This window comes from Streptomyces paromomycinus (assembly GCF_003865155.1).
In the GTDB taxonomy this organism is placed as follows: Bacteria; Actinomycetota; Actinomycetes; order Streptomycetales; family Streptomycetaceae; genus Streptomyces; species Streptomyces chrestomyceticus.
Window position 1 is genome coordinate 4476311 of record NZ_BHZD01000001.1, and the last position, 20488, is coordinate 4496798.

The following is a 20488-nucleotide window of genomic DNA, read 5'->3' on the forward strand; positions in this document are numbered from 1 at the left end:
GTGGCACCAGCCGGCCGGCTCGCGTCCCGCCGCAGTACACCGCCGCCCACGATCGCGCCCCGCGCGACCGCGCCGCCCCGGAGGAGACGGGAATGTCGCAGCTACAGAAGCCGCCAGGGCCGCCAGGACCGACCGGTGCTCCGAGCACGCCCCGCACCCAGCCCCCGCCGCCCGCCGACCGGGCCGCTGCCCGTCGCGGCGACCTGTCCGCCTCGGTCGTCGTCTTCCTGATCGCCGTACCGCTCTCGCTGGGCCTCGCCCTGGCCACCGGGGCACCCCTCCAGGCGGGCCTGGTCGCCGCGGCCGTCGGCGGCATCGCCGCCGGGCTGCTCGGCGGCGCTCCCCTCCAGGTCAGCGGAGCGGCGACGAGCCTGCTCGTGGTCACGGCCGAGCTGGTGCAGAGGTACGGCTGGCGGGCCACCTGCGCCATCACGGTCCTCGCCGGGCTGGCCCAACTCGCGCTCGGCGCCGTACGGGTGGCCCGGGGAGCGCTCGCGATCAGCCCCGCGATCGTGCACGCCATGCTCGCGGGCATCGGCGTCACGATCGCCGTCGGGCAGCTCCACGTGGTGCTCGGCGGCAGCCCCGACAGCTCGGCCGTCGACAACGTCGCCGCGCTGCCCGGCCAGTTGGCGCACCCGCACACCGCCGCCCTGCTCATCGGTGCCGTCACGGTCGCGGTGCTCGCCGGCTGGCCGCGGCTGCCCGGGCGGGCCGGCCGGGCGCTGCGGTCGGTCCCGGCCCCGCTGGCGGCGGTGGCCGCCGCGACGACCGTGAGCGCGGCCGTGCCGGTGCCGGTGCCGCGCGTCGCCCTGCCCGAGTGGTCGCTGCAGGCCCTGCCCGCCCTCCCGGACGGGCCGGTCCTGGGGATCGTCGCCGCCGTCCTGACCGTCACCCTGGTCGCCAGCATGGAGTCCCTGCTGTCGGCGGTCGCGGTGGACCGCCTCGCCGCCGACCGCGGCGTCGCCACGTCCGGTACGGACCTGAACCGCGAACTGACGGGCCAGGGCGTCGCCAACGTGGTGTCCGGACTGCTGGGCGGGCTCCCGGTGGCCGGTGGCGCGATGCGCGGCTCGGCGAGCGTGCGGGCGGGCGCCGTCAGCCGGCGCGCCACCGTGCTGCACGGCGCCTGGGTGGTGCTCTGCGCCGGCCTGCTCGCCACGGCGCTGGAGCTGATCCCGCTGGCCGCCCTCGCCGCGCTGGTGATGGTCATGGGCGTACGGATGGTGAGCTTTGCGCACATCAAACATGTGCAGCGGCACCGGGAGTTCCCGGTCTACGCGGTCACCCTGGGCGGTGTGGTGCTGTTCGGCGTCCTCCAGGGGGTGGTGCTGGGCGTCGGGGTCGCCGTCTTCCTGTCGCTGCGGCGGCTGACCCACACCCGGGTCACGGTCGGCGCCGAGGGCGGCCGCCACCGGGTCCGGGTCAACGGGCAGTTGACCTTTCTCGCGGTACCGAGGCTGACCCGGGCGCTCGCCCAGGTGCCCGCCGGCGCGGACACCGTCGTCGAACTGGGAGGCTCGTTCATGGACCACGCCGCGTACGAGGCCCTGCGGGCCTGGTCCGACGGGCATCGCGCGGGCGGCGGCTGGGTGACCCTCGGCGGCCGCGCCGGGAGCCCGATCGCGGAGCCCGCGAGCGCCCACCACTGCCGCCCGTGGACGCCGTGGCGCAACCACCACTGCACCCGCCCGCCCGAAGAGACCACGGCCGCCCCGCGGACCAGCGGCGACCAACTGCTCGTCGGGGTCAGCACGTTCCAGCGCCACACGGCCCCGCTGGTACGGGACGAGCTGGCCCGGCTGGCGCACGAGGGGCAGCGGCCCACCCAGCTCTTCCTGACGTGCGCCGACTCCCGGCTGGTCACCAGCATGATCACCTCCAGCGGCCCGGGTGACCTGTTCACCGTCCGCAATGTCGGCAATCTGATGCCGCCGCCCGGTACGGACGCCGCGTGCGACTCGGTGGGCGCGGCCATCGAGTACGCGGTCGAGGTGCTGAAGGTCGGTTCGCTGACCGTCTGCGGGCATTCGGGGTGCGGCGCGATGCAGGCGCTGCTCGGCGCGGACCACGAGCCGGGCGCGCGGACCCCGCTCGCGCGCTGGCTGCGGCACGGCCGCCCGAGCCTGGCGCGGATGCAGCGGATCGGCCGGCTGGGACGCGGTGAAGTCGCGCTCGCCGAACGCCCGGTCGCCGACGACGTGGAGCGGCTCGCGCTGGTCAACGTCGTCCAGCAGCTCGACCACCTGATGTCGTACCCGTGCGTCGCCCACCGCGTCGCCGAGGGCGCGCTCACCCTGCACGGCATGTACTTCCACGTCGCCGAGGCCCAGGCGTACGTCCTCGACCGCGGCACGGGCCGGTTCCGCGCGGTGCGGCCGGAAGCGGCGGCGGGCGGGCGGAGTGTGCGGGTGGCCGGGGCCTAGGAGCCTGTGGCGCGGCTCCGGCCGGGTGCCTGCACCCGGCCTCGCCGCGCCATGCCCGCCGTCAGCCCAGGGTCCGCCCTTCACCCCTTCCCCGGGCCCCATAAACCCACCCGTAAACACCACTTGACCTGCGCATCAATAAAGGTCTACACCAATTTTTGGCGGCAACCCTTGTCAGGGCGGGTGGTGGGCTGATGAGCTATGGCCGGGAGAGACATCGCACGCCCTGAATGGGAGATGACGTGAGCAACGAAAGCCTGGCCAATCTTCTCAAGGAGGAGCGGCGGTTCGCGCCGCCCGCCGAACTGGCCGCGAACGCCAACGTCACCGCCGAGGCGTACGAACGGGCCGCGGCGGACCGGCTGGGCTTCTGGGCCACCCAGGCCAAGCGTCTGACCTGGGCGACCGAGCCCACCGAGACCCTCGACTGGTCCAATCCCCCGTTCGCCAAGTGGTTCGCCGACGGCAAGCTCAACGTCGCGTACAACTGCGTGGACCGGCATGTGGAGAACGGGCTCGGCGACCGCGTCGCCATCCACTTCGAGGGCGAGCCCGGCGACACCCGCTCGATCACCTACGCGCAGCTGCAGCGCGAGGTCTCCCAGGCCGCCAACGCGCTGACCGAGCTGGGCGTCACGGCCGGCGACCGGGTCGCGATCTACCTGCCGATGATCCCCGAGGCCGTCATCGCCATGCTGGCCTGCGCCCGCCTGGGCGCGCCGCACTCGGTCGTCTTCGGCGGCTTCTCCGCCGACGCGCTGGCGACCCGTATCAACGACGCCGACGCCCGCGTCGTGATCACCGCCGACGGCGGTTACCGCCGCGGCAAGCCGTCCGCCCTCAAGCCCGCCGTCGACGAGGCACTGACCAAGCCCGGTACGGAGAACGTGCGCAGCGTGCTGGTCGTACGCCGTACGGGCCAGGAGGACGTGGCCTGGACCGAGGGCCGCGACGTGTGGTGGCACGATGTCGTCGGGCGGCAGAGCGAGACCCACACCCCGGAGGCGTTCGACGCCGAGCACCCCCTGTTCATCCTCTACACCTCCGGCACCACCGGTAAGCCCAAGGGCATCCTGCACACCACCGGCGGCTACCTCACCCAGGTGGCCTACACCCACCACGCCGTCTTCGACCTCAAGCCGGAGACCGACGTCTACTGGTGCACCGCCGACGTCGGCTGGGTGACCGGCCACTCCTACATCACCTACGGGCCGCTGGCCAACGGCGCGACCGAGGTGCTCTACGAGGGCACGCCCGACACCCCGCACCAGGGCCGCTGGTGGGAGATCGTGCAGAAGTACGGCGTCACGGTCCTGTACACCGCGCCGACCGCGATCCGCGCCTGCATGAAGTGGGGCGACGACATCCCCGCGAAGTACGACCTGTCCTCGCTGCGGGTCCTCGGTTCGGTGGGCGAGCCCATCAACCCCGAGGCGTGGATGTGGTACCGCAAGCACATCGGCGCCGACCAGGCCCCCATCGTCGACACCTGGTGGCAGACGGAGACCGGCGGCATGATGCTCAGCCCGCTGCCCGGCGTCACGGAGACCAAGCCCGGCTCGGCGCAGCGCCCGCTGCCCGGCATCGCGGCCACCGTCGTGGACGACGAGGCCCGCGAGGTGCCGGACGGGGGCGGCGGCTACCTGGTCCTGACCGAACCGTGGCCGTCCATGCTCCGCACCATCTGGGGCGACGACCAGCGCTACCTGGACACCTACTGGTCGCGCTTCGAGGGCAAGTACTTCGCGGGTGACGGCGCGAAGAAGGACGAGGACGGCGACATCTGGCTGCTCGGCCGGGTGGACGACGTGATGCTGGTGTCCGGCCACAACATCTCCACCACCGAGGTCGAGTCCGCGCTGGTCTCGCACCCGAAGGTCGCCGAGGCCGCCGTCGTCGGCGCGACCGACCCGCAGACGACCCAGTCGATCTGCGCCTTCGTGATCCTGCGCGGCACCACGGCGGAGGACGAGGGACTGGTGGAGGAGCTGCGGGCACACGTCGGCAAGCAGCTGGGCCCGATCGCCAAGCCCAAGCGCGTCCTGCCGGTGGCCGAGCTGCCGAAGACCCGTTCCGGCAAGATCATGCGCCGGCTGCTGCGCGATGTCGCCGAGAACCGCGACCTGGGCGACGTCTCGACGCTCACCGACTCCGGCGTGATGGACCTGATCCAGGCGAAGCTGCCCGGCGCGGCCAGCGAGGACTGACCGGGCGGTCGCGCCCGGCACCGCGCGTCCGAACGCGTGTGCCGATGAGTGACCGCCACTCCGAGGGGCACCCGTCCGCAGACCGGCCGGGTGCCCCTCGCCTGTTCCGGGCGCCCCGTACCCCTCGCCGGGCGGCCGATCGCACCATTTGCCCGTAAGGTGAAGATCGCCGGAATGTTCCCCTCGCAGCCCGGGTACAGTAGGGATCGCGTCAAGAACGCGACAAATACCAAAGGTGCGCCGGGAAGTCTGGTCGGCAACTGCAACAGCCGTATCCAGCTGCCGAAACACCGGAGGTCCTCGCGTGAGCGCGCCCCACAACCGCCGATCCATATTCCTCGGGCGGATGTCCCTGCCCGAGCGGAACTTCATCGCGGACGCCCTGCGCGCCGAGACCGTGGGCGGCGTCCTGCTGCTCGTCGCCGCCGTCGTGGCCCTCCTCTGGGCCAACATTCTCGGGGACAGCTACGAGTCGGTACGGGGTTTCCACCTCGGCATCGGTTCCATCGGACTGGACCTCTCCCTCCAGCACTGGGCCGCCGACGGCCTGCTCGCCGTCTTCTTCTTCGTCGCCGGCATCGAGCTCAAGCGCGAGCTGGTCGCGGGTGACCTGCGCGAACCCAAGAAAGCCGCGCTCCCGGTGGTCGCCGCGCTGTGCGGCATGGCGATGCCCGCCCTCGTCTACTTCGTGGTCAACACCGTCGGCGGCGGCTCGATGGACGGCTGGGCGGTGCCCACCGCCACCGACATCGCCTTCGCGCTGGCCGTGCTCGCCGTCATCGGCACGTCCCTGCCGTCCGCGCTGCGCGCCTTCCTGCTCACCCTCGCCGTCGTCGACGACCTCTTCGCGATCCTGATCATCGCGGTCTTCTTCACCTCGCAGCTCAACTTCCTGGCGCTCGGCTTCGCCGTCGCCGGCCTCGCCGTCTTCTACCTGCTGCTGCGCAAGGGCGTCCGCGGCTGGTACATCTACGTACCGCTCGCCCTGGTCATCTGGGGCCTGATGTACAACAGCGGCATCCACGCCACCATCGCGGGCGTCGCCATGGGCCTGATGCTGCGCTGCCACCGCCGCGACGGCGAGGAGCAGTCGCCCGGCGAGCACATCGAACACCTGGTGCGGCCCGTCTCGGCCGGTCTCGCGGTGCCGCTGTTCGCCCTCTTCTCGGCGGGCGTGTCGATCTCCGGCAGCGCGCTGCACGACGTGTTCACCAAGCCGGAGACGCTCGGCGTCGTGCTCGGCCTGGTCGTCGGCAAGGCCCTCGGCATCTTCGGCGGCACCTGGTGCGCGGCCCGCTTCACCAGAGCGGAGCTGAACCCCGACCTGAGATGGCCGGACCTCTTCGCCGTCGCCTCCCTCGCCGGCATCGGCTTCACGGTCTCGCTGCTCATCGGCGAGCTGGCCTTCACCGACGACCCGCTGCTGACCGACGAGATCAAGGCCGCCGTGCTGACGGGCTCGCTGATCGCCGCGGTGCTGTCCGGAATCCTGCTGAAGATACGTAACGCCAAGTACAAGAAGCTGTGCGAGGACGAGGACCGCGACGAGGACCAGGACGGCATTCCGGACGTGTACGAACTGGGCAACCCGGAGTACCACCTGCGGATGGCGAAACTCCTCGAAGCGAAGGCCGCGGAACACCGCCGCCTTGCCGAAGTGGCCTCCGGCGCGAACGCCGGGGACGATGGTCCGGCATGATCTGAGAGGCTTTGCATCCGGGAGAAGACAAGAGGGAGACGTCGATGAGCACAGCCGACGACGGCGCGGACCGCAGCCTCGGGCAGCTGGTGGCCACGGCCACCGCCGAGATGTCCGCACTGGTGCACGACGAAATCGCACTGGCCAAGGCCGAGCTGCGGCAGGACGCCAAGCGGGCCGGCATCGGCAGCGCCGCGTTCCTGGTGGCCGGCGCGCTGGCACTGTTCGCGCTGCCGGTCCTGAGCTTCGCCGCCGCCTACGGCATCCACAACCTCGGCCTCGGCCTCGCCTGGTCCTTCCTTATCGTGGGCGGCGCCTTCCTGATCGTCGCCCTGCTGCTGGTCCTGATCGCGGTCAGCAAGCTCAAGAAGATCAAGAAGCCGGAGAAGACCATCAGTTCGGCCAAGGAGACGGCGGCCGTACTGGGGAACGTCAAGCCGCATCCGCGGGCGGTCCCCGAGGACCACCCGGTGCTGGAGTCTGTGACACGCTCCTCCGTATGACGGCTACCGACAGTTCCGACTCGGTCGTACGTCCCGAAGGTCCCTGGACCCACCGGGACGTGGCGGCCAACGGTGCGCGTTTCCACATCACCGAGATGGGTGACGGCCCGCTGGTGCTGTTGCTGCACGGCTTCCCGCAGTTCTGGTGGACCTGGCGCCACCAGCTCCCGGCGCTCGCCGGAGCGGGTTTCCGTGCGGTGGCGATGGACCTGCGGGGCGTGGGCGGCAGCGACCGCACGCCCCGCGGCTACGATCCGGCCAACCTGGCCCTGGACATCACCGGGGTCGTACGGTCCCTGGGCGAGCCGGACGCCGCGATCGTCGGCCACGACCTCGGCGGCTACCTGGCGTGGACCGCGGCCGTGATGCGGCCGAAGCTGGTACGGCGGCTGGCGGTGTCCTCGATGCCGCACCCCCGCCGCTGGCGCGCGGCCATGCTGGCCGACTTCAAGCAGAGCCGGCAGAGCTCCTACGTATGGAACTTCCAGCGGCCGTGGCTGCCCGAGCGCAAGCTGATGGCCGACGACGCCGCCCTGGTGGGGCGCCTGATCCGGGACTGGTCCGGGCCGCGGCTGCCCGAGGACGAGGACGTCGAGGTCTACCGGCGGGCGATGAGCATCCCCTCGACGGCGCACTGCGCGATCGAGCCGTACCGCTGGATGGTCCGGTCGATGGCCCGGCCGGACGGCATCCAGTTCAACCGGCGCATGAAGTGGCCCGTACGGGTGCCGACGCTGCATCTGCACGGCTCGCTCGACCCCGTGATGCGCACCCGCAGCGCGGCCGGTTCCGGCGAGTACGTGGAGGCCCCGTACCGCTGGCGGCTCTTCGACGGGCTCGGGCACTTCCCGCACGAGGAGGACCCGGTGGCGTTCTCCGCCGAGCTGATCAACTGGCTGAAGGACCCGGAGCCGGACCGGTAGACCGGGTCGGCGAGGGCCGAGGGGCCGGACCGGCAGGGGCCGGCGGGCCGCTTCGGCGGGGGCCGGCGGGGTGCCACGCGGGGGCCGGACGGGGCGACACGCCGACCGGATCCGAACGTGCGTATGACGAACAGCCAATTGCCGCCCGCATAGGCCAATTGACGGGCCGCCGGGCGGTTACGGAGCCCGGGGCCCGGGCAGAGTCGTGGGTATGGGCTGGACGCACGACTACCGTGACGTGGCACGCAACCGCCGCAGCAGCGCCGCTGCAGTGGGCACTCAGGAGAGGGGTTCCTCGGACCTTGTGTCCGGTGAGTCTCCCGAGCTCGCCCACCCGCTGGGCATTCCGCACATCCTGCGCCGCCGGGCGCGCTGGGTGACCGCGCGCCTCAAGCATCCACGGACCTGACCTCCGCCGGGGCCCCGGGCGGGGGCGGCCTCCGCTCCCGCCCGGCCCGGCCCGGTCCGGCGTCCCGTCACATCGCGCACCCCTGACTGTCGACCGCCCGCTCGGCCGTACGCCCCTTGGTGATGTCCTCGCGGATCTCGTCGGCGGTCAGCGCGTAGCCGGTGTGGGCGTCGTCCAGGGACTTGGCGAAGACCACTCCGTACACCTCGCCGCTCGGCGTGAGCAGCGGGCCGCCGGAGTTGCCCTGCCGGACCGTGGCGTACAGGGAGTACACGTCACGGTCGACCGTGCCGCGGTGGTAGATGTCCGGGCCGTTGGCCTGGATGCGGCTGCGGATACGGGCCGCGCGGACGTCGTAGCCGCCGTTCTCCGGGAAGCCGGCGACGATGGCGCCCTTGCCGGTGCTCGCGTCGTCCGCCGCGAAGCGCAGCGCGGGCGCGGGCAGCGACGGCACGTCGAGCACCGCGATGTCGCGCTCCCAGTCGTACAGGACGACCTTCGCGTCGTACGTACGGCCCTCGCCGCCTATCTGGACGGTCGGCTCCTTGACGCCGCCCACCACGTGCGCGTTGGTCATGACCCGGTGCGGCGCGAAGACGAAGCCGCTGCCTTCGAGGACCTTGCCGCAGCTCGGGGCCGTACCGACGACCTTGACGATGCTCTTGCGCGCCTGGGCAGCCACCGGGCTGCCGGCCAGCTTGGGGTCCGGGGCCGGCACCGCGCGGATCGGCTCGTTCGAGAAGGGTGTGAAGACCTGCGGGAAGCCGTTCTGCTTGAGCACCGACTGGAAGTCCTGGAACCAGTTGGTCGCCTCTTCCGGCATCACCTGGGTGACGCCGAGCAGCACCTTGGAGCTGCGGACCTCCTTGCCGACCGTCGGTATCGAGGTCCGGGCCAGCATGGAGCCCAGGAGCCAGGCGACCAGCAGCATCGCCAGGACGTTGACCAGCGCGCCCCCGGTGGCGTCCAGGGCGCGCGCCGGTGACCAGGTGATGTAGCGCCGCAGCTTGTTGCCCAGATGGGTGGTCAGCGCCTGTCCCACGGAGGCACAGACGACCACTATGGCCACCGCGGCGATCACCGCGAAGGTGCCCGGGGTGGCGTCGTCGGTGACCTGGTCCCAGATCACGGGCAGCAGATAGACCGCGACCAGGCCGCCTCCGAGGAAGCCGATCACGGACAGAATGCCGACGACGAAGCCTTGGCGGTAGCCGACCACGGCGAACCACACGGCCGCGAGCAGCAACACGATGTCCAGCACGTTCACGCCCGCCACCGTCTCACGCGCGCCGGTCGAGCGGGACCTGCTTCGTACGGTCCCACGGCCGCTCCCACCCCGCGTAGTGCAGGATCCGGTCGATCACCCCGGCCGTGAAACCCCAGACCAGCGCGTCCTCGACGAGGAAGGCGGGGCCCACGTGACCGCTGGGGTGGCGGGCCGTCACCCGGTGCGCGGGGTCCGTGAGATCCGCCACGGGAACCGTGAAGACCCGGGCGGTCTCCGCCGCGTCCACCGGACCCACCGGGCTCGGCTCCCGCCACCAGCCCAGGACGGGCGTGACGACGAAGCCGCTCACGGGGATGTACAGCCGCGGCAGCACACCGAAGACCTGGACACCCGACGGGTCCAGCCCGGTCTCCTCCCACGCCTCGCGCAGCGCGGCGCGCACCGGGCCCTCCCCCTCCGGATCACCGTCCTCCGGGTCGAGGGCGCCGCCGGGGAACGAGGGCTGGCCGGCGTGCGAGCGCAGGGTGCCCGCGCGCTCCATGAGCAGCAGTTCCGGGCCGCGGTCGCCGTGCCCGAAGAGGACCAGGACGGCGGACTGCCGGCCGCCGCTCTCGGGCGGCAGGAACCTGCTGAGCTGGTGGGGCTCGATCGTGGCGGCGGCGCGCGCGACCGGCGCCAGCCAGTCCGGCAGGCCGTCGGAGCTGACATCCGCGGCGTACGCGCCGTACGCGCCGTCCGCCCCGTACGCCGCTGTCTTGCCGTACTGCTCCCGTGCGCTCGTCATACGCGCCCCCTCAGGCCCTTGGATCGGTGGGATCGATGGTCATGCGGCCGTGGCCGGTCCTCTTGGGGGTGAGTCCGGCAGCGGCCGGTCCGGTTCCCCACCGGGATGTGACGCTTTCGTCCCGCGCGGGGCGGAACGGGCCCCGGCGCGCCGGGGCCGCGGGCGCCGGACGCGGGCGGCGTTCAACGGCCCGCCAGCGGCGGCGCGGGCTGTCCCGGATAGTCGGCCGGGGGCCGCAGCCGCTGGCCCGGCTGACCGCCCATCTCGTACTTGAGCAGCTTCTTCGCCTTCTCCGGGTCCAGCTCGCCCTCACCGTACGAAGGGCAGTCGTGCGTGATGGGGCAGGCGCCGCAGGCGGGCTTGCGGGAGTGGCAGACGCGGCGGCCGTGGAAGACGACGCGGTGCGAGAGCATCGTCCACTCGCTCTTGGGGAAGATCTCGGCGATCTCCGCCTCGACCTTCTCCGGGTCCGTCTGCTCCGTCCAGCCGAAGCGCCGGACCAGCCGGCCGAAGTGGGTGTCGACCGTGATGCCCGGCACGCCGAACGCGTTGCCCAGGACGACGTTGGCGGTCTTGCGGCCGACGCCCGGCAGCGTCACCAGGTCCTCCAGGCGGCCGGGCACCTCGCCGTCGAAACGGTCCCGCAGCGCCGTCGAGAGGCCCAGCAGCGACTTCGCCTTGGCCCGGAAGAAGCCGGTCGGCCGGATCAGCTCCTCCAGCCGCTCCGGATCGGCGGCGGCCATGTCCTCCGGGGTGGGGTAGGCGGCGAACAGGGCCGGGGTGGTCTGGTTGACCCGCAGGTCGGTGGTCTGCGCGGACAGCACCGTGGCGCAGAGCAGCTCGAAGGAGTTACGGAAATCCAGCTCGGGGTGGGCGTACGGATACACCTCGGCCAGCTCGCGGTTCATGCGACGGGCGCGGCGGACCATGGCGGTGCGGGACTCGTCCTTGAGGGCGCGGGTGGGGGCGGCGGTTGCCTTGGCGGGAGCGGCTCCGGCCGTCTTGGCGGGGACCTTGGCGGCCGATTTCTTGGCGGGGGTCTTCGACGCGGCGGTCTTCTTCGCCGCGGTGCCCCCGGCCGTGACCTTCTTGGCCGTGGTCTTCTTCGCAGCGGACTTCGCCGCGGCGGTCTTCTTCGCGGCGGTCTTCTTCGCAGCGGCCGTCTTCGCGGCGGCCGTCTTCGCGGCGGCCGTCTTCCCCGTGGTCTTCTTCGCGGCAGAGGTCCCGGTTGCGGCCGTGGCGGCGGACTTCTTCCGTGTCGTTGCCTTGTGCACCTTTTCCCCGGATTTCACCGCTTTCGCGGCTTCGGCGGGCGCCTGTTCGCCCACAGCGGAATCACGGCCCGCGCTCACTCGCTCAGCCCCCTTGTCCTGTGCTCTCACCGGCGTATTGGACACTCGGCCAGACTAAGGCCACCCACCGACATCCGGTCCGATCACCAGTGCCGGTGGGTCCAATCGGCCCCCTGCCGTATGGCTTGCGCCACGGGTCCGGCATCCTTGTGATTGATCGCACTGTTTTGCATTCCGGCATGATGGGGACCAAGGTCCCTTTGAGCATGTCGACAAGGAGAGATCTCGTGGACGACGTTCTGCGGCGCGCACCGCTCTTCGCGGCGCTCGACGATGAGCAGGCGGCCGAGCTGCGCGCCTCGATGGGAGAGGTCACGCTCGCCCGCGGCGACGCCCTGTTCCACGAAGGGGACCCGGGCGACCGCCTGTACGTGGTCACCGAGGGCAAGGTGAAGCTGCACCGCACCTCCCCGGACGGACGGGAGAACATGCTCGCGGTGCTCGGCCCCGGTGAGCTGATCGGCGAGCTCTCCCTGTTCGACCCGGGCCCGCGTACCGCCACCGCCACCGCACTGACCGAGGTCAAGCTGCTGGGCCTGGGCCACGGCGACCTGCAGCCCTGGCTCAACGCCCGCCCGGAGGTCGCCACGGCGCTGCTGCGCGCCGTCGCGCGCCGCCTGCGCAAGACCAACGACCAGATGTCCGACCTGGTCTTCTCCGACGTTCCGGGCCGGGTTGCCCGGGCGCTCCTGGACCTGTCGCGCCGCTTCGGCGTGCAGTCCGAGGAGGGCATCCACGTCGTGCACGACCTCACGCAGGAGGAGCTGGCCCAGCTGGTCGGCGCCTCGCGCGAGACGGTCAACAAGGCCCTCGCGGACTTCGCGGGCCGCGGCTGGCTGCGCCTGGAGGCGCGCGCGGTGATCCTGCTGGACGTGGAACGTCTGGCGAAGCGCTCGCGCTGACGCCCGCCGCCGCACGGCACCGATAGGGTCCTGCTCCCCGAAGGGGCGGGACCCTTTCGCGTGAAACCGGCCACCCGGCCCTACGGCACCCTCGGCAGCTGCTGCGTGGCGCAGTGGATGCCGCCCCCGCCCTCGCCGACCGCGTCGATCGGGATCTGCCGGATGTCGCGGCCCGGGTGCAGGTCGCGCAGCACCCCGGCGGCCCGGTCGTCGGCCCGGCGGTCGCCGAAGCGGGGCAGGACCACCACACCGTTCGCCACGTAGTAGTTCAGGTACGAGGACAGGAACTCCTCCCCCCGGTCGCCGATCGCGTACGGGTCGGGCTCCACGATCTCGACGATCTCCAGCCGCCTGCCCCGGGCGTCGCGGGCCTGTGCGAGGACGCCACGGGCCTGTTCGTACACCCGCGTCCAGACGTCCGGGCCGTCCCCGTGCCAGGGCCGGTTCAGGGCGACGATGCCCGGCTCCACGAAGCGCGCGACGGTGTCGACATGGCAGTCGGTGATGTCCGCGCCGCGCACGCCCGCGAGCCAAATCACCCGCGTCACGCCCAGCACCCGCTTCAGTTCCCGTTCGATGCCGGTCCGCGTCCTGCCCGGGTTGCGGTTGGTGTTGACCAGCGAGCTCTCGGTGGCCAGCAGGGTTCCTTCGCCGTCGACCTCCACGGAACCGCCCTCGGCGACGATCCCGGCATCGATACGGGTGGTCTCCCCGTGGCCCAGCAGCCTGCCGGCCACCTGGGCGTCGCGCGGGTGACGCTGCTTGCCGCCCCACCCGTTGAAGTGGAGGTCCACGCCCGCCAGGCCGGGCCCCGGTGACGCACCCGGCCGGATGACGAAGACCGGGCCGGTGTCGCGTATCCACAGGTCGTCGACCGGCACCGGCACGATCTCGATCGCCGTACCGCACGCCCGGCGGGCCCGTTCCTCCTCCTCCGGACCGGCCAGCAACGCCACCGGCTCGTATTCGGCGAGGGTGCGCGCCAGCCGCGCGATGTCGCGCTGCGCGGCGGGGGCCTGGTCCTTCCAGAGGGAGTCGGCCGGCGGCCAGGCGAGGTACGTAGCGGCATGGGGCCGCCACTCGGCGGGCATCCGGGCCGGGACGGCCGCGGTGGCCGGTGTGGCGTGCCCAGAGGGCCCGGATGCGCCGGAGGGCCGGGAGGACCCGGGTGGCCGGGGCCCCCACGCGGCGTACGCGAAGCCCGTACCGGCGAGCGCTCCCAGACCGCCGAGCCCGAGCAGCCCGCGGCGCGTCAAAAGACGTCGAGGTCGGTTCATGACCGGCTGTTCTCCCTTCCGGCCCGCCCGCCGACGCCGGAGGCGAGCCGCCTCCAGGTACTGACTGAATTTTCAGTCAGTCCTCCCGTCGAACGTAGCACCGCCGAGAACCCGACGGCGACCGGTCAGCGCCGGCCGGGTACCGAGTACGGTGGGCGACTGTGTCCGAGCGCCGACTGCAGATCCTGGAAGCCGCGACCCGCACCATCGCGCGAAGCGGCGTACGCGGCCTGCGGGTGGAGGAGATCGCGGCCGCGGCCGGCGTCTCCACCGGGCTGATCTACTACCACTTCGGCGGCCGGGCCGAGCTGCTCCGCCGCACCCTGGACTTCATCGGCGAACGCGCCGAACGCTGCACGGCGCCCGACCCGGAGACCGTCCGCACGGCAGGCCCCCGCGCGCAGTTGGAGGAGATGCTGCTGCGCGAACTCCAGGACACCCCGGAGCTGGTGGAGAACAGCACCGCCTGGGGCGAGTTCCAGTCCAGCGCCGTCTTCGACACCGGGCTGCGGGAGCAGCTGCGCGAGGCGACCCGGCAGTGGACGGACGACGTGGCCGACCTCGTACGGGAGGCTCAGGCCGCCGGCACGGCGGACCGGAACGCCCCGGTGGCCGACGCCGCCGAGCGGCTGACCGCGCTGGTGGAAGGGCTCAGCACACGCTGGCTCAGCGGCTCGGTCCCCTTGGAGCGCGCCCGCGAGCTGCTGCGCGGGGGCATCGAACGCGAACTGGGCCCGGCGGCGGAAGCGGACTGAGGCGGCAGCGGCCCGAGGGCAGGGCACCGGCCCCCGGCCCGTCCCCCTGGCTCGGGCTCCCCTGGCCCGTACTCCCTCTGCCGGACTCCCCTGGCCCGTGCCCCCTCTGAACCGGGTTCCCCTGAATCAACCCTCGATCAGCCCGTGCTCCCCGAGATAGTCCAGCTGCGCCCGTACGGACAGCTCGGCCGCGGGCCACAGCATGCGGTCCACGTCCGCGTACACGCTCGCGACGACCTCCGAGGGCGTGCGGTACCCCGCCTCGACCGCCGTCTCGACCTGGGCCAGCCGGTTGGCGCGGTGCGCGAGGTAGAACTCGATCGCGCCCCGGGCGTCGCCCAGTACGGGCCCGTGGCCGGGCAGGACGGTCGTGACGCCGTCGTCGACGGCCAGGGACCGCAGCCGCCGCAGCGAGTCCAGGTAGTCGCCCAGCCGGCCGTCCGGGTGCGCGACGACGGTGGTCCCGCGGCCCAGGATCGTGTCGCCGGTCAGCACGGCCGCGTCGGCCGGGAGGTGGAAGCAGAGCGAGTCGGCGGTGTGCCCGGGGGTCGGTACGACCCGCAGCTCCAGGCCACCGGTGGTGATCACGTCCCCGGCGGCCAGCCCCTCGTCGCCCAGGCGCAGCGCCGGGTCCAGGGCCCGCACCGGGGAGCCGGTCAGCTCGGCGAAGCGCTCCGCGCCCTCGGCGTGGTCCGGGTGACCGTGCGTCAGCAGGGTGAGGGCGACCCGCTTCCCGGCCTGCTCCGCGGCGTCCACGACCGCCTTGAGGTGGGTCTCGTCCAGCGGCCCGGGGTCGATGACGACGGCCACGTCGGCGTCCGGCTCGGCGACGATCCAGGTGTTGGTGCCGTCCAGGGTCATCGGGGACGGGTTCGGGGCGAGCACGCACCGGGCGCGGTCGGTGGCGGGTCCGGCGATGTCCCCTGCGCGGGGCCGGCCGGGCAGGGCGGCTGCGTACGTCATGCGGTGGACTCTCCCGTGGTCGTGGGCGGGCTCGGGGGCGGCATGGCGGCCGGGCTCCCGGTCGCGGACGGCCCGGTGGCGGGGCTTCCGGTGGCGGGGCTTCCGGAGGCGGGGCTTCCGGAGGCGGGCGCGGCGACCGGGGTGAGGTGCTTGGTGAACTCCTCGTGCCCCGGCCAGCTCAGGACGATCTCACCGTCCTTCAGCTCCGCCTGCGCGAGCACCGGCGTCAGGTCCCGGCCGGCGGCCGCCGCGAGGGCTTCGGCGGCCGTCCCGTACGCCTCCAGGCCGCGCAGTGTCGAGATCGTCGGCGGCATCATCAGCAGCTCGCCGCGGTCGTAGCCGGCGGCGGCCTCGGCGGGGCGGATCCACACCGTACGGTCGGCCTCCGTGGAGACGTTCCGGGTGCGCTGGCCCTCGGGCAGCACCGCCGCGAAGAACCAGGTGTCGTAGCGGCGGGGCTCGAACTCCGGGGTGATCCAGCGGGCCCACGCCCCCAGGAGGTCGCTGCGCAGGACCAGTCCGCGGCGGTCCAGGAAGTCCGCGAAGGACAGTTCGTGGGCGACCAGCGCCGCGCGGTCCGCGTCCCAGTCGTCACCGGTGGTGTCGGCGACCACGGTCCCGGCGGTGGTGCCGGCGAGGAGTACACCGGCCTCCTCGAAGGTCTCCCGGACGGCCGCGCAGACCACGGCCTGCGCCGCGGCCTCCTCGCCCGCCCCGAAACCCAGCCGCCCGGCCCACTCGGTGAGCGAGGGCCCGGCCCAGGCCACCGGCCGCTCGTCGCGCGGGTCGACGGACCCGCCCGGGTAGGCGTACGCGCCGCCGGCGAAGGCCATGGAGGTACGTCTGCGCAGCATGTGGACGGCGGGGCCGCCCGTGCCGGTGTCCCGCAGCAGCAGAACGGTCGCGGCCCGGCGGGGCGCCGCCGGGGTCAGCTCGCCGTGCGCGAGGGCCCGGATGCGGGCCGGCCATTCCGGCGGGTACCACTGGCCATTGGGGGTCGACGACATGGCCGGATGCTATGCGCTGGCGCGCGGATGTTCGAGGGGGCGCCTCTTCGAACGCTGCGCGCGGGGGCCGGGCGCGGGGGCCGGGTACGCGGTACGGACGCGGGGTCGCGGGTACGCGAACGGGGCGGGACCGGTCCCCCCGGTCCCGCCCCGTTCGCACTCGGTCACACCCGGCCGTACGCCGTCATACGCCGTCATACGCCGTCATACACAGCCATGGCGGCCATACACGGTCATACGCAGTCATGCGCGGAACGTCAGTCCGCGACCTCGACCTGCATCTCGACCTCGACCGGCGCGTCGATCGGCAGCACGGCCACGCCGACCGCGGAACGGGCGTGCACGCCCTTGTCGCCCAGCACCTCGCCCAGCAGCTCGCTGGCGCCGTTGATGACGCCGGGCTGGCCGGTGAAGTCGGGGGCCGAGGCGACGAAGCCGACGACCTTGACGACCCGCACGATCTTGTCGAGGTCGCCGACGACGGACTTCACGGCGGCCAGCGCGTTGAGCGCGCAGGTCGCGGCCAGTTCCTTGGCCTGCTCGGGGCTGACCTCGGCGCCCACCTTGCCGGTGGCCGGCAGCGCACCGTCCACCATCGGCAGCTGGCCGGAGGTGTGGACGTACGCGCCCGAGCGCACCGCGGGCTGGTACGCCGCCAGCGGCGGCACGACCTGCGGCAGCTTCAGGCCGAGCTCGGCGAGCCTGTCCTCCACCGCGCTCATGCCTGCTTCTCCCGCTTCAGGTAGGCCACCAGCTGCTCGGGGTTGTTCGGCCCCGGCACGACCTGGACCAGCTCCCAGCCGTCCTCGCCCCAGGTGTCCAGAATCTGCTTGGTCGCGTGCACGAGCAGCGGCACGGTCACGTATTCCCACTTGGTCATGGGGCCGAGCGTAATGCCTGTCCCGGCGGCGCGCGGACGCGGCGGGGCGCCCCGGGCACGCGGCCGGTACGCGCCCCTCCCGCGCCCCCGGCGCACAACCCGACGCCGGTCCCGTGCGTAGCCCGCCACCGGACTGGTTAGGCTCCTTGGCGTGAGCAGGCTCCATGTCGTCAGCGGCAAGGGCGGTACCGGCAAGACCACGGTCGCCGCTGCCCTCGCCCTCGCCCTGGCCACCGAGGGACGCCGTACCCTCCTGGTCGAGGTCGAGGGCCGGCAGGGCATTGCCCAGGTGTTCGAGACCGAGGCGCTCCCGTACGAGGAGCGCAAGATCGCGGTGGCCCCCGGGCCCGACGGAGGAGGTGTGTACGCCCTCGCCATCGACGCCGAGCGGGCGCTCCTGGACTACCTCCAGATGTTCTACAAGCTCGGCGGCGCGGGCCGCGCCCTGAAGAAGCTCGGCGCCATCGACTTCGCCACCACCATCGCGCCCGGACTGCGGGACGTCCTGTTGACCGGCAAGGCGTGCGAGGCGGTGCGCCGCAAGGACAAGCGCGGCCGCTTCGTCTACGACGCCGTCGTGATGGACGCCCCGCCCACCGGCCGCATCACCCGCTTCCTGAACGTCAACGACGAGGTCGCGGGCCTGGCCAAGATAGGACCGATCCACAACCAGGCACAGGCCGTGATGCGGGTCCTGAAGTCCCCCGAGACGGCGGTCCACCTGGTGACCCTGCTGGAGGAGATGCCCGTCCAGGAGACCGTGGACGGCATCGCGGAGCTGCGCGCCGCCGGGCTGCCGGTGGGCGGCGTCGTGATCAACATGACCCGGCCCGAGGTGCTGGACACCGGCGAGGTGGACATCGCCGCCAACGGGGCGCGCAGGGGCATCGCCGAGGCGCTCGCCGAGGCGGGCCTGCGCGGCGGGCGCCGCGGCGCGGCCGGTGTGCAGTGGGCCGACGGGCTCATCGACCCCCTCCTGGAGGAAGCCCGCGAGCACGCGCAACGCGTCGACCTGGAGCGGGCCGAACACGCCGAGCTGGCCGGTCTCGACCTGCCGACCTACGAGTTGGAGCTGCTCCCCGAGGGAGTGGACCTCGCCGGGCTGTACCGGCTCGCGCGAGACCTCCGGAAACAGGGGCCCATATGAGCGCGGACGCAAGCCTCCCGGACGACGGCACCCCCGTCGACAGCGCCGACGCCGCGCCGTCCCGGAATACCGCGCCGCCCGCCTCCGGGCACGGCTCGCTGAACTCCCCCGCCGCCCTCCTGGAGGTCGACCCGCTGCTCGACGACCCGGGCACCCGCATCGTCGTGTGCTGCGGCTCCGGCGGCGTCGGCAAGACCACGACCGCCGCGGCCCTCGGCGTACGCGCCGCCGAGCGCGGCCGCAAGGCCGTCGTACTGACCATCGACCCGGCCCGCCGGCTCGCGCAGTCGATGGGCATCTCGGAACTGGACAACGTCCCCCGCCGGGTCAAGGGCATCGACGAGAGCGCGGGCGGCGAGCTGCACGCCATGATGCTGGACATGAAGCGCACCTTCGACGAGATCGTCGAGGCGCACGCGGACGCCGAGCGGGCCCGCGCCATCCTGGAGAACCCCTTCTACCAGTCCCTGTCGGCCGGTTTCGCGGGCACGCAGGAGTACATGGCCATGGAGAAGCTGGGCCAGCTGCGCTCCCGTGACGCCTGGGACCTGATCATCGTCGACACCCCGCCCAGCCGGTCCGCGCTCGACTTCCTGGACGCGCCGAAGCGGCTCGGGTCCTTCCTGGACGGCAAGTTCATCCGGGTGCTGATGGCGCCCGCGAAGGCCGGCGGGCGGGCCGGGATGAAGTTCCTCAATGTCGGCATGTCGATGATGACCGGCACCCTCAGCAAGATCATGGGTGGTCAACTGCTGCGCGACGTGCAGACGTTCGCCGCCGCCATGGACACCATGTTCGGCGGCTTCCGTACCCGTGCGGACGCGACGTACCGGCTGCTCCAGGCGCCCGGCACCGCGTTCCTCGTCGTGGCGGCGCCGGAGCGGGACGCGCTGCGCGAGGCCGCGTACTTCGTCGAGCGGCTGGCCGCCGAGCAGATGCCGCTGGCCGGGCTGGTGCTGAACCGGGTGCACGGCAGCGGCGCCGCCCAGCTCGGCGCGGAACGGGCGCTGGCCGCCGCCGAGGCCCTCACGGACCGGGACCGGGCCGCCGCCGAGGGGCCGGGCGGCGGGGAGCGGTCCGGCGACCGGTCCGAAAATCTTGACGGCGACGGCATTGTGGATCTAGCGGACGGGAAGGCTGACTCTCGTACCGCCGACGGCCACTCCCCCGCCGCGGCGGACCCACGGACAACGGACGACACCCCGTCGGCAGCACGGCTCGCCGCCGGACTGCTGCGGCTGCACGCCGAGCGGATGCACGTACTCGCCCGCGAGCGGCGGACGCGCGACCGCTTCACCGCGCTGCATCCCGAGGTCCCGGTCGCGGAGATCGCCGCGCTGCCCGGTGACGTGCACGACCTGGCGGGGCTGCGCGCGATCGGCGACCGCCTCGCCACCCAGGAACGGACGGACGACGACACCCGGCCCGCCCAGGACTGACCACTGACCGAGGACTTCCCTGGGAGCGGCAAGGAACTGCCCCGGGGCCGTCCGGGCAAGACCCACATCACGGTACGCCCCTGACACGGCACCGGCACAGCCGCGAAACGGCCCTGTACGGGCCCAGGAGGCCTCAGAGGGGCGGGACCAAGGGTGCAACACCCCGGGAGCAGCGAAAGCGGCGGAAACAGCGGTCCACGGCAACCAGAGACAGAGAGCTGGGCCGAGCAGCGAGGGCACCACAGGGCCACCGGTCCAACGGCCTTCACGCACGCTCACGCCGCACACGCCAGCACATCCGTACGACCTGGACTCGTGGGACTTCGACTCGTACGTCCTCGACTCGTACGTCCTCATCCCGACCGGGCAGGACCCGTACCTCCGCGCCGGCATCGAACCCGCACACCGGCCATGCTCGTGTTCACGTCCGTACGCCGCGCCGAGCAGGCCCGCACACCAGGCGCGCCGGCGTGCACCAGGAACGTCCAACACCGGTCACGATCCTGCGCGGACCACGACCGCACAGCGGCGGTCACGACCGTACGCCGACCGTTCCGGCCCGCGCCGAACAAGCCCATGGACCATCC

At 72.7% G+C, this 20488-nt stretch carries 18 protein-coding genes; 10 read left to right on the forward strand and 8 right to left on the reverse strand.

The genetic code is table 11. The features are described from left to right. The first annotated feature begins 92 nt into the window (after positions 1-92). The 6 genes from OEIGOIKO_RS18675 (at position 93) to OEIGOIKO_RS18700 (ending at position 8167) form a co-directional block, all read left to right on the forward strand. Positions 93-2426 carry a SulP family inorganic anion transporter gene (locus tag OEIGOIKO_RS18675; protein ID WP_125055020.1) on the forward strand — a complete coding sequence of 778 codons (2334 nt, stop codon included), beginning with the start codon at positions 93-95 and terminating at the stop codon, positions 2424-2426. A 242-nt stretch (positions 2427-2668) separates the two neighbouring features. After that, a complete protein-coding gene (gene acs, locus OEIGOIKO_RS18680) occupies positions 2669-4633 on the forward strand; it encodes an acetate--CoA ligase (protein ID WP_125055021.1) in 1965 nt (654 codons plus the stop codon). Between the two features lie 346 nt (positions 4634-4979). Further along, positions 4980-6332, forward strand: a complete 1353-nt coding sequence (gene nhaA, locus OEIGOIKO_RS18685; protein WP_371859025.1) for a Na+/H+ antiporter NhaA — start codon at positions 4980-4982, stop codon at positions 6330-6332. Positions 6333-6376: 44 nt separating this feature from the next. Beyond that, complete coding sequence (locus OEIGOIKO_RS18690) at positions 6377-6835, forward strand: phage holin family protein (protein WP_125055023.1); 459 nt, start codon at positions 6377-6379, stop codon at positions 6833-6835. Next, complete coding sequence (locus tag OEIGOIKO_RS18695) at positions 6832-7758, forward strand: alpha/beta fold hydrolase (RefSeq protein WP_125055024.1); 927 nt, start codon at positions 6832-6834, stop codon at positions 7756-7758. The genes OEIGOIKO_RS18690 and OEIGOIKO_RS18695 overlap by 4 nt, the downstream gene beginning before the upstream one ends. Positions 7759-7969: 211 nt before the next feature. Then, positions 7970-8167: a hypothetical protein gene (locus tag OEIGOIKO_RS18700; protein ID WP_125055025.1), complete on the forward strand. Its 198-nt coding sequence runs from the start codon at positions 7970-7972 to the stop codon at positions 8165-8167. Between the two features lie 67 nt (positions 8168-8234). On the opposite strand, the gene OEIGOIKO_RS18705 is transcribed toward OEIGOIKO_RS18700, so the two are convergent. From OEIGOIKO_RS18705 to nth, 3 genes are all read right to left on the reverse strand, one after another. Next, positions 8235-9434, reverse strand: coding sequence for a MarP family serine protease (locus OEIGOIKO_RS18705; RefSeq protein ID WP_125055026.1), 1200 nt, complete (start codon positions 9432-9434; stop codon positions 8235-8237). A 13-nt stretch (positions 9435-9447) separates the two neighbouring features. Further along, positions 9448-10179: an NUDIX hydrolase gene (locus OEIGOIKO_RS18710; RefSeq protein ID WP_125055027.1), complete on the reverse strand. Its 732-nt coding sequence runs from the start codon at positions 10177-10179 to the stop codon at positions 9448-9450. Positions 10180-10361: 182 nt separating this feature from the next. After that, entirely contained in the window at positions 10362-11531 is a 1170-nt protein-coding gene (nth, locus tag OEIGOIKO_RS18715) for an endonuclease III (protein ID WP_371858938.1), read from the reverse strand. Between the two features lie 227 nt (positions 11532-11758). Between nth and OEIGOIKO_RS18725 the strand changes: the two genes are divergently transcribed. After that, a complete protein-coding gene (locus OEIGOIKO_RS18725; RefSeq protein ID WP_003981529.1) occupies positions 11759-12433 on the forward strand; it encodes a Crp/Fnr family transcriptional regulator in 675 nt (224 codons plus the stop codon). 80 nt (positions 12434-12513) lie between these two features. On the opposite strand, the gene OEIGOIKO_RS18730 is transcribed toward OEIGOIKO_RS18725, so the two are convergent. Next, a complete protein-coding gene (locus OEIGOIKO_RS18730) occupies positions 12514-13710 on the reverse strand; it encodes an agmatine deiminase family protein (protein ID WP_125055028.1) in 1197 nt (398 codons plus the stop codon). A gap of 161 nt (positions 13711-13871) precedes the next feature. Here OEIGOIKO_RS18730 and OEIGOIKO_RS18735 point away from each other — a divergent pair, with 161 nt between their 5' ends. Next, the gene (locus OEIGOIKO_RS18735) at positions 13872-14465 is read left to right on the forward strand and encodes a TetR/AcrR family transcriptional regulator (protein ID WP_125055029.1); all 594 of its coding nucleotides are present in this window, start codon (positions 13872-13874) and stop codon (positions 14463-14465) included. A gap of 126 nt (positions 14466-14591) precedes the next feature. Here the strand turns inward: OEIGOIKO_RS18735 and OEIGOIKO_RS18740 are convergent, their stop codons facing one another. The 4 genes from OEIGOIKO_RS18740 to OEIGOIKO_RS18755 form a co-directional block, all read right to left on the reverse strand. After that, the gene (locus OEIGOIKO_RS18740; RefSeq protein ID WP_125055030.1) at positions 14592-15428 is read right to left on the reverse strand and encodes an MBL fold metallo-hydrolase; all 837 of its coding nucleotides are present in this window, start codon (positions 15426-15428) and stop codon (positions 14592-14594) included. Continuing rightward, positions 15425-16435 (reverse strand): NUDIX hydrolase, encoded by a 1011-nt coding sequence (locus OEIGOIKO_RS18745; protein WP_125055031.1) that lies wholly within the window; start codon positions 16433-16435, stop codon positions 15425-15427. The genes OEIGOIKO_RS18740 and OEIGOIKO_RS18745 overlap by 4 nt, the downstream gene beginning before the upstream one ends. 257 nt (positions 16436-16692) lie before the next feature. Then, a complete protein-coding gene (locus OEIGOIKO_RS18750) occupies positions 16693-17157 on the reverse strand; it encodes a RidA family protein (protein WP_125055032.1) in 465 nt (154 codons plus the stop codon). Further along, the gene (locus OEIGOIKO_RS18755; protein ID WP_003981536.1) at positions 17154-17315 is read right to left on the reverse strand and encodes a DUF4177 domain-containing protein; all 162 of its coding nucleotides are present in this window, start codon (positions 17313-17315) and stop codon (positions 17154-17156) included. Before OEIGOIKO_RS18755 ends, OEIGOIKO_RS18750 begins: the two co-directional genes overlap by 4 nt. Before the next feature lie 151 nt (positions 17316-17466). Here OEIGOIKO_RS18755 and OEIGOIKO_RS18760 point away from each other — a divergent pair, with 151 nt between their 5' ends. After that, positions 17467-18462, forward strand: coding sequence for an ArsA family ATPase (locus OEIGOIKO_RS18760; protein ID WP_125055033.1), 996 nt, complete (start codon positions 17467-17469; stop codon positions 18460-18462). Beyond that, positions 18459-19901 carry an ArsA family ATPase gene (locus OEIGOIKO_RS18765; protein WP_246177410.1) on the forward strand — a complete coding sequence of 481 codons (1443 nt, stop codon included), beginning with the start codon at positions 18459-18461 and terminating at the stop codon, positions 19899-19901. Before OEIGOIKO_RS18760 ends, OEIGOIKO_RS18765 begins: the two co-directional genes overlap by 4 nt. Positions 19902-20488: the final 587 nt, after the last annotated feature.